This is a genomic window from Paucibacter aquatile (genome assembly GCF_002885975.1).
GTDB classification, from domain to species: Bacteria; Pseudomonadota; Gammaproteobacteria; order Burkholderiales; family Burkholderiaceae_C; genus Paucibacter_A; species Paucibacter_A aquatilis.
The window spans coordinates 145,505-158,119 of sequence record NZ_POSP01000001.1 but is presented as its reverse complement, the minus strand read 5'-3'; the positions used below and the strand labels follow the sequence as shown (position 1 = coordinate 158,119).

The 12,615-nt window shown below is 68.4% G+C and carries 12 protein-coding genes; 5 read left to right on the top strand and 7 right to left on the bottom strand.

Features of this window, described 5'->3' with window-relative positions:
* Positions 1 to 53 precede the first annotated feature (53 nt).
* The 4 genes from C1O66_RS00775 to C1O66_RS00760 all read right to left on the bottom strand — a co-directional run bounded on the left by C1O66_RS00775 (position 54) and on the right by C1O66_RS00760 (position 3,539).
* Entirely contained in the window at positions 54 to 1,103 is a 1,050-nt protein-coding gene (locus C1O66_RS00775) for a branched-chain amino acid ABC transporter permease (RefSeq protein ID WP_243392655.1), read from the bottom strand.
* Positions 1,104 to 1,111: 8 nt separating this feature from the next.
* Positions 1,112 to 1,534: a DoxX family protein gene (locus tag C1O66_RS00770; protein WP_102766105.1), complete on the bottom strand. Its 423-nt coding sequence runs from the start codon at positions 1,532 to 1,534 to the stop codon at positions 1,112 to 1,114.
* A 111-nt stretch (positions 1,535 to 1,645) separates the two neighbouring features.
* The gene (locus C1O66_RS00765; protein WP_243392654.1) at positions 1,646 to 2,443 is read right to left on the bottom strand and encodes a LytR/AlgR family response regulator transcription factor; all 798 of its coding nucleotides are present in this window, start codon (positions 2,441 to 2,443) and stop codon (positions 1,646 to 1,648) included.
* The gene (locus tag C1O66_RS00760) at positions 2,421 to 3,539 is read right to left on the bottom strand and encodes a sensor histidine kinase (protein ID WP_165794408.1); all 1,119 of its coding nucleotides are present in this window, start codon (positions 3,537 to 3,539) and stop codon (positions 2,421 to 2,423) included. The genes C1O66_RS00765 and C1O66_RS00760 overlap by 23 nt, the downstream gene beginning before the upstream one ends.
* 377 nt (positions 3,540 to 3,916) lie before the next feature.
* Here C1O66_RS00760 and C1O66_RS00755 point away from each other — a divergent pair, with 377 nt between their 5' ends.
* Together C1O66_RS00755 and C1O66_RS00750 are read left to right on the top strand one after the other, a co-directional pair.
* On the top strand, positions 3,917 to 4,390 hold the full coding sequence (locus C1O66_RS00755; protein ID WP_102766102.1) for a (2Fe-2S)-binding protein: 474 nt from the start codon (positions 3,917 to 3,919) through the stop codon (positions 4,388 to 4,390).
* 1 nt (position 4,391) lies between these two features.
* Positions 4,392 to 6,578, top strand: a complete 2,187-nt coding sequence (locus C1O66_RS00750; RefSeq protein ID WP_102766101.1) for a xanthine dehydrogenase family protein molybdopterin-binding subunit — start codon at positions 4,392 to 4,394, stop codon at positions 6,576 to 6,578.
* Between the two features lie 84 nt (positions 6,579 to 6,662).
* Here the strand turns inward: C1O66_RS00750 and C1O66_RS00745 are convergent, their stop codons facing one another.
* Complete coding sequence (locus tag C1O66_RS00745; protein ID WP_102766100.1) at positions 6,663 to 6,857, bottom strand: cation transporter; 195 nt, start codon at positions 6,855 to 6,857, stop codon at positions 6,663 to 6,665.
* Positions 6,858 to 6,931: 74 nt separating this feature from the next.
* Here C1O66_RS00745 and C1O66_RS00740 point away from each other — a divergent pair, with 74 nt between their 5' ends.
* From C1O66_RS00740 to C1O66_RS00730, 3 genes are all read left to right on the top strand, one after another.
* A complete protein-coding gene (locus C1O66_RS00740; RefSeq protein WP_102766099.1) occupies positions 6,932 to 9,370 on the top strand; it encodes a heavy metal translocating P-type ATPase in 2,439 nt (812 codons plus the stop codon).
* Positions 9,371 to 9,514: 144 nt separating this feature from the next.
* Positions 9,515 to 10,387 (top strand): FRG domain-containing protein, encoded by an 873-nt coding sequence (locus C1O66_RS00735; RefSeq protein WP_165794407.1) that lies wholly within the window; start codon positions 9,515 to 9,517, stop codon positions 10,385 to 10,387.
* Positions 10,388 to 10,647: 260 nt separating this feature from the next.
* The gene (locus C1O66_RS00730; protein WP_102766097.1) at positions 10,648 to 10,950 is read left to right on the top strand and encodes a hypothetical protein; all 303 of its coding nucleotides are present in this window, start codon (positions 10,648 to 10,650) and stop codon (positions 10,948 to 10,950) included.
* Positions 10,951 to 11,012: 62 nt separating this feature from the next.
* On the opposite strand, the gene C1O66_RS00725 is transcribed toward C1O66_RS00730, so the two are convergent.
* Entirely contained in the window at positions 11,013 to 11,894 is an 882-nt protein-coding gene (locus C1O66_RS00725) for a pirin family protein (protein WP_102766096.1), read from the bottom strand.
* A 55-nt stretch (positions 11,895 to 11,949) separates the two neighbouring features.
* On the bottom strand, positions 11,950 to 12,597 hold the full coding sequence (locus tag C1O66_RS00720; RefSeq protein WP_102766095.1) for an FMN-dependent NADH-azoreductase: 648 nt from the start codon (positions 12,595 to 12,597) through the stop codon (positions 11,950 to 11,952).
* Positions 12,598 to 12,615 lie beyond the last annotated feature (18 nt).

Below are 12,615 nucleotides of genomic sequence, written 5' to 3'. Positions count from 1 at the left end.
CGCCTACCAGCGCCCAGGCTGAGACAGCCTCGATGAAGGCAGAAATGCCTTCCTCACCCCTTCCCCGGCCACAAGCCCCTGGGCCGCCACAACATCACCCCCACCATCACCACGGCCACCAGCAGCTGGCGCAGGATGGGCGCATCGAGGCGGCCATCGCTCCAGGCCTGAAGCGGCCCGGTCAGGTAGCGCAAGGCCTCGGGCAAGACCGACAGCAGCAGCGCCCCCAGCACCACGCCCGGCACATGACCCGAGCCACCCAACACCACCATGGCCACGATCAGCACCGACTCCTGCAGGCTGAAGGACTCGGGCGAAACATAGCCCTGAAATCCGGCGAACAGGCAGCCAGCCACACCACCAAAACTGGCGCCCACGGCGAAGGCCATGAGCTTGAGCCGGGGGGTGTTCAAACCCATGGCCTGGGCCGCCATCTCATCCTCGCGCAAGGCCTTCCAGGCCCGGCCCAGGCGCGAATCTTCCAGACGCCGACTGATCAAGACCGCCAGCAGTACCAAAGCCAGGAACAGATAGGCATGCAAGGTCACCGGTGCCAGCCGCAGCCCCGCGAACAAATCCAGGGGCTGGCCGAAATTCAATCCGGCGATGTGCGGATCGTCGATCTGGCTGATGCCGCGCGCGCCGTTGGTCAGATTGACCGGGTGGCCGAGGTTGTTGAGCAAAAGCCGGATGAGTTCGCCAAACGCCAAGGTCACCACGGCCAGATAGTCGCCACGCAGGCGCAAGGTGGGCGCACCCAGCAGGCAGCCCAAGCCCGCAGCCAAGATGGCGCCCGCCGGCAGCAGCAGCCACCAGGGCGCGTGCATGCCGGCCGGAAAACAAGCCCTCACCCAGGCGACATGCTCGAACAGATGGGGCGAGGCGGCGAGCGCCACCACATAGGCGCCGATGGCATAGAAGGCTACAAATCCCAGGTCCAGCAGGCCGGCGAAACCGACCACCACATTGAGCCCCAAGGCCAGCAGCACATAGAGCAAGCCCTGCCCGAACATGCGAACGGGTGCCTGCCCCAGGTGCTGCAGAAGCAGAGGCAGAAGCAGCAGACCGAGCGCCAGGGCCCAGCGAGGCGGCGGCAGCCGCACGTTCAGCCTCAGCGGGCGCGCCAGACCCGCTCCTGATCCGCCGCCGCCAGCACCAACAGACCCAGCAAGAGGCAGACGCTGTACTCCACGCCGCCCGAGCCATGCTCGCCGACAAACCAGCCGCGGTGCATATGGATCAAGGCGATGCCGCCGAGGGCGATCACGGCCAGGGCGGCGGCAGCCCAGCGGACGGCGATCCCCAAGATCAGGCAGCAGCCAGCAATGATCTCGGTGGCCGTGATCAGCCAGACCCAGAGCAGGGGTTCAGGCAGGAAGCTGAACTGGGAAAGATAAGTCGCGAAGCGCGGAATCGTGCCGTTGAAGATGCGCGTCACGGCATGGGCCATGAACAAGGCCGGGATGCCCAGGCGCAGGACCCACAGGGCCTGGCGCAAGCTGGGCACGGGAAGCAGGGGAAGCTGAACAGACATGGCGGATCGGCGAGGCCGGCAGCCGGCCTCGCGCCGGAGTGCGAAGAAACGCCACGTTAGGTCGCACAGCCGCGTGCGGCAAGAGGGTCTGCCCGCATGCCCGGCCCCGTGTCAATCGAAGTGCGCCCGCACCTCCTTGACGAAACGCTCGCTGACCGGCACCTGCACCCCGCTGCGCAAGCTCAGGGCATAGGTGCTGTCACCGGTGACCGCCAGGCTGGCAAAGGCCTTGGGGCGCACCAGGGCCGTGCGATGAACGCGCAGAAACTGCCCTTGCGGCAGGCGCGCCTCCAGGGCCGACAGGGTCGAGCGATGCAGCACCATGCGCCCGGGCACACCCGCCGAGGGCGACTGCAGATGCAGCTCCACATAATTCCCCGCGGCCGCGATCCACTCGATCTCGGCCACGGCGATGCGCTCGACCAGTCCCACCGAGCGTACCGTCAGGAACGGCAGTTCGGGCAAGCCGGTGCCGGCCGCCCGGCTGTGCTGCTCGCGCACAAAGGCCTGCAAGGCCTCGGCCTGCAAAGCCGCGCCCTGCTTGAGGCCCAGCATCTGCTCCGCCCGGCCCAACATGGCCGCGAAGCGCTGGTCGTCGAAAGGCTTGAGCAGGTAGTCCAGCGCGAACACATCGAAAGCGCTCAACGCATGCTCGTCGTACGCAGTGACAAACACCACCAGAGGCGCCCCCGGCTGCTGCGCCAGCTCGGCCGCAAAGGCCAGGCCGTTCTGCCGCGGCATCTGGATGTCCAGCAGCAGCAGATCGACCTCGCGCTGGGCCAGAGCCACACGCGCCTCGGCGGCGCTGGCACAAGCACCCACACAGCGCCAGTCCGGGTGTTCGGCCAGGGCCAGCTGCAAATTGCTGCGCGCCAGCGCCTCGTCATCAACGATCAGTGCGTTCCACATCTTCACTCGCATCGCGCCAGGGCAGGCTCATCTCCAACACAAACCGCTCGCCCGTGCCGTCGGCTTCAGCGTCGGCATCGGCCTCAATCCGCGTGTGCAACTGCGCCGCCGGCCCGTACAGCATGGCCAGGCGCTCGCGTGTTGCACTCAAGCCCAGGCCATGACCGGCGCTCGGCGTGCTGGCTTCGCCGCACGCGTTCTCGATGCGCAGATGCCAGCGCTCACCCTGGCGATGCAAGGCGATGTGCACCCGGCCTGCGCCGCCGCTGGCCTCCAGACCGTGGCGGATGGCGTTCTCGACCAGAGGCTGCAAAAGCAAGGGCGGGCAGGCGACCAGATCCCAGCCCGCGGCCTCATCGAGCTGCCAGCTCAAGCGCAGGCCGGCACCAAAGCGAAGGCTTTGCAAGGCCAGGTAGTCGCGCACGAAATCGAGCTCATCCTGCACCGTCACCCAATCCAGGCGGCTGACGCGCAGCGCATAACGCAACAATTCGCTGACCCGACTCAGCGCCGACAAGGCCTGGCCGCGCTCACCGGCACGCACCAGCGATGACACACCGTTCAAGGTGTTGAACAAAAAATGGGGCTCCAGCTGACCTTGCAGCAGGGTCAGGCGCAGACGCAGGTTGTCGCTCTGGGCGAGTGCCCAGTCGCGCTCTCGCCGACGGCTGCGCTGCCAGGCGCTCAGGCCGACCACGGCCGCAAACGTGCCCGTGACCACCATGAACTCAAACCACCAGAGCACCCCCTCCTGACGCCCCAGATTGGCCAGGAGTCGGCCCCAGGGGCGATCCAGCCGCCACATCACCACCACCACCTTGGCCGTGATGGCCAGCGGCACCATCACACCGACGCAAAGCAGGTAGAGGCCGGCCAGTTGGCGGGGCTGGCTCCAGCGCTGGGGCCAGCGCTCGATGCACAGATGTAGCAACCAGGTATAGAGCGCCATGAATCCCAAGGCACCCAGCGAGTCCTGCAGACCCACCCAGGCGGAGCTGCTGCTGCCCCCACGGCGGGCGGCATCGGCGTACAGGGTGGCCGTCATCAAGATGCTGACCGCCGACCAGGCCAGCAGAGACCAGAACAGGGATTGCACCCAATGGATCTCTGACCTGGGGGGGCTTGGCTCGCCCTCTGCTTGAGGCAGGGGCTGAGAGGGCAGCGATGGTGATGGCATCGGAGAGATTCGAAGGGCGGGCGAACCCGTGGCAGGGCGAGACACAAGCTTGCGCCCGAGCGGGCAACTGTAGGGGATGGGCGAGCGCGCCCCGAAGGGCTTGGTGGCAGCAGCCCGGGGTTTCGTCCCAGCACGGTCACGCAGCGCCCCGGCGAAAACATCTGGCCCTGCAGAAACAGCCCAGTCTGTGTAAGCTGCGTGCGGCGCGACGCCGCGTTCGGCTGGCGCCGGCCGGCTCCATTCGACCCCGACGCTCGCCCCATTTTTCGCCAAACTCCCCACCCCAGGAGACGCCCATGAGCATCCAGCTGACCGTGAACGGCCAAGCCACCTCTCTCGACGCCGACCCCGACATGCCCCTGCTGTGGGCACTGCGCGAGGACTTGCGCCTGACCGGCACCAAGTTCGGCTGCGGCATGGCCCTGTGCGGCGCCTGCACCGTGCACCTGGACGGCCAGCCGGTGCGTGCCTGCTCGACCCCGCTGTCGGCCGCAGCCGGCAAGAAGGTGACCACCATCGAAGGCGTGGGCGCCAGCAAGACTGGGCGGGCCGTGCAAGCCTCCTGGGTCAAGCTCGATGTGCCGCAATGCGGCTACTGCCAGAGCGGCCAGATCATGAGCGCCTGCGCCCTGCTGGCGGCCAAGAAAAAGCCCAGTGACGCCGATATCGATCAGGCCATGAGCGGCAACCTCTGCCGCTGCGGCACCTACAACCAAATCCGGGTCGCCATCCACGACGCCTCGGCCACGCTCAGCCAAAAGGGAGCCTGAGATGGACGCTCGCCACACCGCTTCGGCCTCCGCCCCCCTGAACCGCCGCCAGCTGCTGAAAGCCGGCGCGGGCAGCGCCGCCGCCCTGAGCATCGGCTTCGCCCTGCCCCTGAGCCCGCGCCAGGCCCAGGCGCAAGCCAGCAACACCTTTGCCCCGCACGCCTGGCTGCGCCTGACCCCAGACAACCGCGTCACCGTGCTTTGCGGCAGCTCGGAAATGGGCCAGGGCGTGCTGACTGCCATCCCCATGCTGCTGGCCGAAGAGCTCGATGCCGATTGGCGCCTGGTCGGCGTCGAGCAGGCGCCGGCCGATGGCCGCTACAACAACCCCATGTTCGGCATGCAGGCCACCGGCGGCAGCACGACCGTGCGCGCGCACTGGACCCCGCTGCGCCAGGCCGGCGCCGCCGCACGCGAGATGCTGGTGGCCGCCGCCGCGGCCCAGTGGCAGCTGCCTGCCGCCCAGCTGCGCACCGAGCGCGGCCATGTGCTGGGCCCGGCCGGGCAGAAAGTGGCCTACGGCGCCCTGGTCGCCGCCGCCTCTCAGCAAGCCGTGCCCAGCGCCCCCAAGCTCAAGGCCTCGGCCGACTTCAAGATTTTGGGCCGCCCCACCCGCCGCCTCGACACCCCGGCCAAGACCAATGGCACGGCCCGCTACGGCATCGACGCCCAGGTCGAGGGCATGGTGATCGCCGTGCTGTCACGCGCGCCCTTCGAGGGCGCCAAACCTAGGCGCATGGACGAGGCCGCAGCGCGCGCCGTCAAGGGCGTGGTGCAGGTCATCACCCTGCCTTTTGGCGTGGCCGTGCTGGCCCAGGGCTACTGGTCTGCCCAGCAAGGCCGCCAGGCCCTCAAGCTGGAATGGGATCTGAGCGCCAAGCCCGAGCAGGCGGCGCTGTCTGCATCCCAGGTCAGCGCCCTGCTACAGCAAGGCGCAGAGCAGGCCTCGGCCGTGGCCGTGGACCAGGGCAATCTCAAGGACGCCTCCGCCCAGGCGGCCAAGACCTTGAGCGCGCGCTACGAGGTGCCCTACCTGGCCCATGCCTGCATGGAGCCGCTCAACTGCCTGGCCTGGGTGCAGGCCGACCGGGCCGAGGTCTGGACCGGCACCCAAGGCTCCGGGCCGACACAAATGGTGGTGGCCCAGGTGGCCGGCGTGCCGCAGGCCAATGTCAAGGTCAACACCAGCTTGCTGGGCGGCGGCTTCGGCCGGCGCTTTGCCCATGATGTGACCATTGCCGCGACCCTGTTGTCCAAGATCAGCGGCCGGCCGGTCAAGCTGATCTACGACCGCGCCGACGACATGGCCGCCGGCTTCTACCGCCCTGCCTCGGTGGTGCAGTTCGAAGGCGCGCTGGACGCCCAGGGTCGGCCCACCATGCTGCGTGCCGATGTGGGTTCGCCCTCCATCATGGCGGCCTCGGGCTTCATGAAGATCCCCGAGAGCGGCGTCGACTCCATGGCCGTGGAGGGTCTGGCCGACCAGCCCTACGACATCGCCAATCTGCGCATCGCCTACGGCCGCGCCGAGCCCGGCCCGCAGGTCTGGTTCTGGCGCTCGGTGGGGCACTCGCAGAACGCCTTCTTCCTGGAGAGCTTCATCGACGAGATGGCCCACGCGGCCGGCGCCGACCCGCTGCAGTTCCGCCTGGCCGCGCTGAGCAAGCAGCCGCGTCTGCAAGCCGTGTTGCGCCTGGCCGCGGCCAAGGCCGGCTGGGGCAAGAAGCCGGCCAAGGGCGTGTACCGGGGCATTGCGGCGGCCGAGAGCTTTGGCAGCTTTGTCGCCGAGGTGGCGGAGGTCTCGGTGGGCAAGGACGGTGTGCCCAAGGTGCACCGCGTGGTGGCCGCGGTGGACTGCGGCCAGACGGTCAACCCGCTGACCATCCAGCACCAGGTCGAGAGCGCCATCTGCTACGGCCTCTCGGCGGCGCTCTACGGCAAGATCACGCACAAGGATGGCCGGGTCGAGCAGAGCAACTTCCACGACTACCCGGTGCTGCGCCTGAGCGAGATGCCCAAGATCGAGGTGCATCTGGTGGCCAGCCAGGAAGCGCCCGGCGGTATCGGCGAGCCCGGCACGCCGCCGCTGGCACCGGCGGTGGCCAATGCCATCTTCGCCGCCACCGGCGTGCGCCTGCGCCAGCTGCCGATCGACCCGGCGCTGCTGGTCGTCAAGAAGACGGGCTGAGGCCGCGCCGCAGATCGCACATCAGGTTCTGGCCCAGAGCCTGATCCTCGCGATCAAGCCCAAGCAGCACCAACTCGCCGGCCGTCAAGCCGGCGGGTAGCCCGCCTCACGCAAGGCTGCCGCCAGCGCGGCCTCATCGAGCTGCCCTCCATCGACCGCCAGCCGATGCTGGGGTAGGTCGAACTGCAGCCGCGCTTGAGGATCGGCTGCCGCCAAGGCTTGAGTGATCGCGGCGGCGCAATGGCCGCAACTCATATCGGGAAGGGTGAATTCAAGCATGGGTGGAATCAAGGCAGCAAAGAACTTGCCGCAAGTCTAGGACAAGCCATGGCGCTTGGGGCGACACTGGAGCCATGACAGCGACACCGACCACTCTTTCAGCTCTGCGCCTGCCTTTGTCCGGCATGAGTTGCGCATCCTGCGTTGCGCGGGTGGAGAAGCTATTGATCAAGCAGCCAGGGGTGAGCCGGGCTGAGGTCAATCTCGCCACGGAGACGGCCCTGATCGAGGGCGCGGTGGCGCTGGCGCCGCTGGCTGTGGTCCTGGCGCAGGCGGGCTATCCGCTGCGCGAGCAGACGCTGCGACTGAAGATCGAGGGCATGACCTGCGCCTCGTGCAGCGGGCGGGTCGAGCGCGCGCTGGGCAAGATTCCCGGCGTGATCTCCGCCGAGGTCAATCTGGCCACCGAGACGGCAGCGCTGCGCACCCTGGCCGGCCTGGAGGCGCGCGTCCTGATCCAGGCTGTGGAGAAAGCCGGTTATGGCGCGCGAAGGTTGGACGAGAGCGGGTCCGACGCGGCAGCGTCAGCGGCAACGACACCCTGGGCCCAAAGCGCCTGGCCGGTGCTGATTGCGGCCCTGCTCTGCGCGCCCTTGGTGCTGCCCATGCTGGGCATGCTGGTCGGCCAGCACTGGATGCTGAATGGCTACGGGCAGCTGGCCCTGGCGGCGCCGGTGCAGTTCTGGCTGGGCGCACGCTTTTATAAAGCCGGCTGGGCCGCGCTGCGGGCCGGCAGCGGCAATATGGACCTGCTGGTGGCGCTTGGCACCAGCGCCGCGTTTGGTTTGTCCCTCTACGAGCTCTGGGCCCATGGGCCGATGAGCATGGCGCTGTACTTCGAATCGGCGGCGGTGGTCATCTGCCTGGTGCTGCTGGGCAAATGGCTGGAGGCACGGGCCAAGCGCCAGACCACCGAGGCCATCCGCGCCCTGCAGGCCCTGCAGCCGCAGAGCGCCCGCGTGCTGCGCGAGGGTCGCGAGCAAGAGCTGCCGCTTGAGCAACTGAATCTGGGCGACGAGGTCCTGGTGCGGCCGGGCGAGCGCATCCCGGTGGATGGCCTGGTGCTGGAAGGCCGCAGCCAGGTCGATGAATCGCTGATCACGGGCGAGAGCCTGCCGGTGGCCAAGCAGGTCGGCGATCATCTGACCGGCGGCGCCGTCAACGGCGAAGGCCTGCTGCGCCTGCGCTGCACCGCGCTGGGCGCCGAATCGACGCTGGCCCGCATCGCCCGCATGGTGGAAGACGCACAAGGCCACAAGGCGCCGATACAGCGCCTGGTCGACCAAGTCAGTGCCGTCTTCGTGCCTGTGGTGCTGCTGCTCGCCCTGCTGACCCTGCTGGGCTGGGGGCTGGGCACGGGGCAGTGGGAGCCCGCCCTGCTGCATGCCGTCTCGGTGCTGGTGATTGCCTGCCCTTGCGCCCTCGGCCTGGCCACGCCCACGGCCATCATGGCCGGCACCGGCGTGGCGGCACGCCACGGCATCCTGATCAAGGACGCACAAGCCCTGGAGCTGGCGCACGGTCTGAACCTGGTGGCCTTCGACAAGACCGGCACCCTGACCGAGGGCCGCCCTCGCATGCTGGCCCACGAAGGCCTTGCCGACTTGCTGGCCCTGGCCGCGGCCGTGCAGGCCGGCAGCGAACACCCCCTGGCCCGCGCCGTGCGCGAGGCCGCCGCAGTGAGCCCCGAACTGCCCATCCCGACGGCACGCGAGATGCGCGCCGTGGCCGGGCGCGGCGTGGCCGCGGAGGTCGATTGGCAAGGCCAGGCGCGCGAGCTGCGCCTGGGCAGCAGCCGTTTCATGCAGGAACTGGGCCTGGACCTGAGCCCCTTGCAAGCCCGTGCGGAGGCGCTGCAGGCGCAGGGCCACAGCCTGTCCTGGCTGGCCGCCCTGGGTCGCGGCAAGGAAGAGAGCCCTCAGCTGCTGGGCCTGCTGGCCTTTGGCGACCGGCTCAAGCCCAGCGCGCGGCAGGCGGTCGATCGCCTGCACGCCATGGGCGTGCAGACCGCCCTGATCAGCGGCGACAACCGTGGCGCGGCCGCTGCCGTGGCCCGCCAGCTGGGCATCGATGAAGTCCATGCCGAAGTGCTGCCGCAGGACAAGGCGCGCATCGTCAGCGCGCTCAAGACCGGCCCGCAAGGTGAGCCGCGCCGTGTCGCCATGGTGGGCGACGGCATCAATGACGCGCCGGCCCTGGCCGCGGCCGATGTGGGCCTGGCCATGTCCAGCGGCACCGAGGTGGCCATGGCCGCGGCCGGAATCACCCTGATGCGCGGCGACCCGGCCCTGGTGGCCGATGCCATCGCCATCTCGCGCCGCACCTACGCCAAGATCCGCCAGAACCTGTTCTGGGCCTTCGCCTACAACGCCGTCGGCATTCCACTTGCGGCCTTCGGTTTGCTGAACCCGGTGCTGGCCGGTGCGGCCATGGCGTTTTCCAGCGTGTCGGTGGTCAGCAATGCCTTGCTGCTGCGGCGCTGGCGGCCGACGGGCAGCGAGGCACGCCGCTGACGATTCGCCACCTGCCGGCGGGCGGGTTCGCCTGAGCCCTCTTTCAGGGACAGGGCTTGGGGAATGTTCAGCTCGGCAGCCGCCGAGTCTGAAGGCATGCTGCCGGCTGCGGGCGCACATCGCCCGGCCGGAGACCCAGCCCCCATGAAACTCGACGCCCAGGAACTGCAAGCCATCACGGTGCCCGCCCCCATCACCGCCGTGGCGGAACTGATCGACCTGTTCGAAACCCACCGCAGCCAAGGCCGCGTCTGGGCCTACCGCGGCCAGTCGCGGCCCTTCGGCAGCTTGCAGCCCTCGTTCCAGCGCCAGTTCACCCGCCCGTCCAGCGCCACGGCCGAGCTGATCGAGCGGCATCTGGTGCAAGCCTTTCGCGATCACTACGCCAAGCTGCCGGATCGCCATAGCGACATGCCCAACACCCAGCAGATCGATGCCTTCCACACCCTGCGCTGCCTCAGCGTCATGCAGCACTACGAGATCCCGACTCGCCTGCTGGACTGGAGCGCCAGCTACTGGACTTCGCTCTACTTCGCCTGCGCCAGCGACCCGGGCGAGGACGCCGAGCTCTGGTTCTACGACCGCAGCATCTTCATCGAGCAAGTGACCCAGGATGGGCGTTGGAGCGCCCTGCTCGATGCCAGCCCGCAGCCACCCGCCGAGCCGGCCTACCTCTACCAACCCGGGGTGCCGGCCCTGGTCGAGCTGGACCCGAAGATTTCGCCGCGCATGCGCACCCAGCAAGGCCATCACACGGTGGCGAGCGAGGTGTTTTCGGACCATGCTCGCCTGATTCGCACGCTCGACCTGGAGCGGCAAAAGCTGGATGCCGCTAGCGGTTTCGAAGCACAGCCGCACTTCGGTCGCGTCACCATCACCGCCGCTTGCAAAAGCCGGGCCCTGCAGTTCCTGGCCGAGCACCACCAGATCACTGCCAGCAGCATCTTCCCGGACGTGGTCGGCCTGGGCCGCTTCCTGCGCTGGCAGTTCGATTCGCTGCGGACCATGCTCTTGTGAGCCGTTCCCCCTCTTCGGAGTGATGCAGTTCAAGCATGGCCCATGCGATGGCTGACGCAGAATGCACACGGACACGACCAAAGCTCGCATCTGCAAAAAACTCCATGATGTTCCCGCTCCGAACCCACTCCGACCCACGCAAGCTTTTGACGGCGATCTTGAGCGCACTCCTGCTGGCAAGCCCCAGCGCCACCCGGGCCTAGGACGACGCCGACACCTCCGCCTCCGCCTCCATCCATGAAGGCAAGGGCAAGCGCTATATGGCCAGCTGCCCACGGGAGCTGCTGCGCACGCCCGGCTGGGAGGGTGGGGGGCTGGCGACCTGCCTTGTCAGCCCCGAAGGCCTGTGTCACAAAATCGATGTGCAGATGCTGCCGGGCATGCCGGAATCGGTGCGGCGCTTTGCCAAGGCCTCGTTCGAGGGCTGGGTCTTCGACGCCCAGCGTGTCAACGACCGTCCGGTCGAGGGCCAGGTTTCGATGCGATTCAGCTTGCACACCCGAAAGCTGTTCGCCAAGAACTTCCGCGTGCCCGCGTTCGAGCGCACCACTCGCAATCGCTGATCGAGGGCGCGCGTTCACCGCGTCCGCAAAGGCGAGCCGCTGCGACTCGCCCGGATCGGCCATCAAGCCAGCACGCCGGCCTGGTAGTCGCGCACCGCCTGCACCAGCTCCTCGTGCGTGTTCATCACGAAGGGGCCGTGCTGGACGATCGGCTCGCGCAGCGGCCGGCCGGCGATCAGGATGGCGCGGCTGGGCGCGTCCGCTGCCGCCTGCAAGACCAGCCCATCGCTGCCCGGCGTGTTGGCCAGAATGGCCATGCGCTGGGCCGGCACACGGCAGCCGCCCGGGAACTCCAGCGCACCACGGTACACATACACGAAGGCGTTATGCCCCTCGGGCAAGGCCTGCTCGAAACGGGCGCCGGCGGGCAGGTGCAGGTCCAGGTAGAGCGGCTCGGTGTGTTCGCGCTGCATGGCACCGCGCACGCCGTGGCTGCTGCCTGCGATCACGCGCACGGTGACGCCCGCCTCGGTCTGGAACTCAGGGATCTCGGCCGTGGGGATGTCGCGGTACCAGGGCGCGCGCATCTTGTCGTGGCTGGGCAGGTTGAGCCAGAGCTGGAAGCCTTCCATGCGGCCCTCTTCCTGCTCGGGCAGCTCGCTGTGGATGACGCCGCGACCGGCCGTCATCCATTGCACCCCGCCGTTGCCGAGCAGGCCTTCGTTGCCGGCGGAGTCACGGTGGCGCATGCGGCCTTCGAGCATGTAGGTGACGGTTTCAAAACCGCGGTGCGGGTGGTTGGGGAAGCCGGCGATGTAGTCGTCGGCCTGGTCCGAGCCAAATGCATCGAGCATCAGAAAGGGGTCGAGCCGGCGCTGCAGGTCCTGCGTCAGCACCCGGGTGAGCTTGACGCCCGCCCCATCGCTGGTGGCCTGGCCGGCGACCAGGCGCTCCACCGCACGAGGGCTGTGGACGGGTTGGCGAACGGGGGACGGGCTGCTCATCGGGGACGACCTTTCTGAAGTCTTCGAAGTGGGTGGGCTTGGGGCTGGATCGCGCTCAGGCGATGGTAGCGAGGGCTTCGTCGATCTGCTCGCGTGCTGCGGCCCAGCCGGCCGCTTCGGCCTCGGGGCCCATGGCCAGACCTTCGGCGTAGATGAACTGCACATCGGTCATGCCGAGGAAGGCCAGCACATTGCGCAGATAAGGCACGACGGTGTCGCTGGGCTGGTCACGATGGATGCCACCGCGCGACAGCACGACATAGACCTTCTTGTTCTTCAGCAGGCCTTCGGGGCCATTGGCGGTGTACTGAAACGTGACGCGGGCGCGCGAGATCGCATCAATCCAGTTCTTCAGCTGGGCGCTGACGCCAAAGTTGATCATGGGCGAGCCGATCACCAGCACATCGGCGGCCTGCGCCTCGGCGATCAAGGCATCGTCCAGGGCGACGCGGGCAGCCTGCTCGGCGCTGCGCTGCTCGGCCGGGGTGAACAGGGCTTGCAGGGCCGCTTCGTCGAGCACCGGCTGCGGCTGCAGGGCCAGGTCGCGCACGCTCAGCTCGCTGGCCGGATGCTGGGCCTGCAGGCGGGCCACCAGTTCCTGGGCCAGGCGGGTGGAAACGGAGCCTTGACCCTCGACGACGCGGCGGGCGCTGGAGTTGATTTGCAGGATGCGGGTGGTGGAGGCGTTGCTGATGTCGCTCATGGTGGATTCCTCTCAAGG

What these genes read in the sequence shown, in the direction of transcription:
- C1O66_RS00750 (WP_102766101.1), top strand. Translation starts at nt 4,392, where the DNA reads ATGGACGCTCGCCACACCGCTTCGGCCTCCGCCCCCCTGAACCGCCGC.
- C1O66_RS00720 (WP_102766095.1), bottom strand. Translation starts at nt 12,597, where the DNA reads ATGAGCGACATCAGCAACGCCTCCACCACCCGCATCCTGCAAATCAAC.
- C1O66_RS00725 (WP_102766096.1), bottom strand. Translation starts at nt 11,894, where the DNA reads ATGAGCAGCCCGTCCCCCGTTCGCCAACCCGTCCACAGCCCTCGTGCG.
- C1O66_RS00740 (WP_102766099.1), top strand. Translation starts at nt 6,932, where the DNA reads ATGACAGCGACACCGACCACTCTTTCAGCTCTGCGCCTGCCTTTGTCC.
- C1O66_RS00765 (WP_243392654.1), bottom strand. Translation starts at nt 2,443, where the DNA reads ATGTGGAACGCACTGATCGTTGATGACGAGGCGCTGGCGCGCAGCAAT.
- C1O66_RS00735 (WP_165794407.1), top strand. Translation starts at nt 9,515, where the DNA reads ATGAAACTCGACGCCCAGGAACTGCAAGCCATCACGGTGCCCGCCCCC.
- C1O66_RS00770 (WP_102766105.1), bottom strand. Translation starts at nt 1,534, where the DNA reads ATGTCTGTTCAGCTTCCCCTGCTTCCCGTGCCCAGCTTGCGCCAGGCC.
- C1O66_RS00745 (WP_102766100.1), bottom strand. Translation starts at nt 6,857, where the DNA reads ATGCTTGAATTCACCCTTCCCGATATGAGTTGCGGCCATTGCGCCGCC.
- C1O66_RS00755 (WP_102766102.1), top strand. Translation starts at nt 3,917, where the DNA reads ATGAGCATCCAGCTGACCGTGAACGGCCAAGCCACCTCTCTCGACGCC.
- C1O66_RS00730 (WP_102766097.1), top strand. Translation starts at nt 10,648, where the DNA reads ATGGCCAGCTGCCCACGGGAGCTGCTGCGCACGCCCGGCTGGGAGGGT.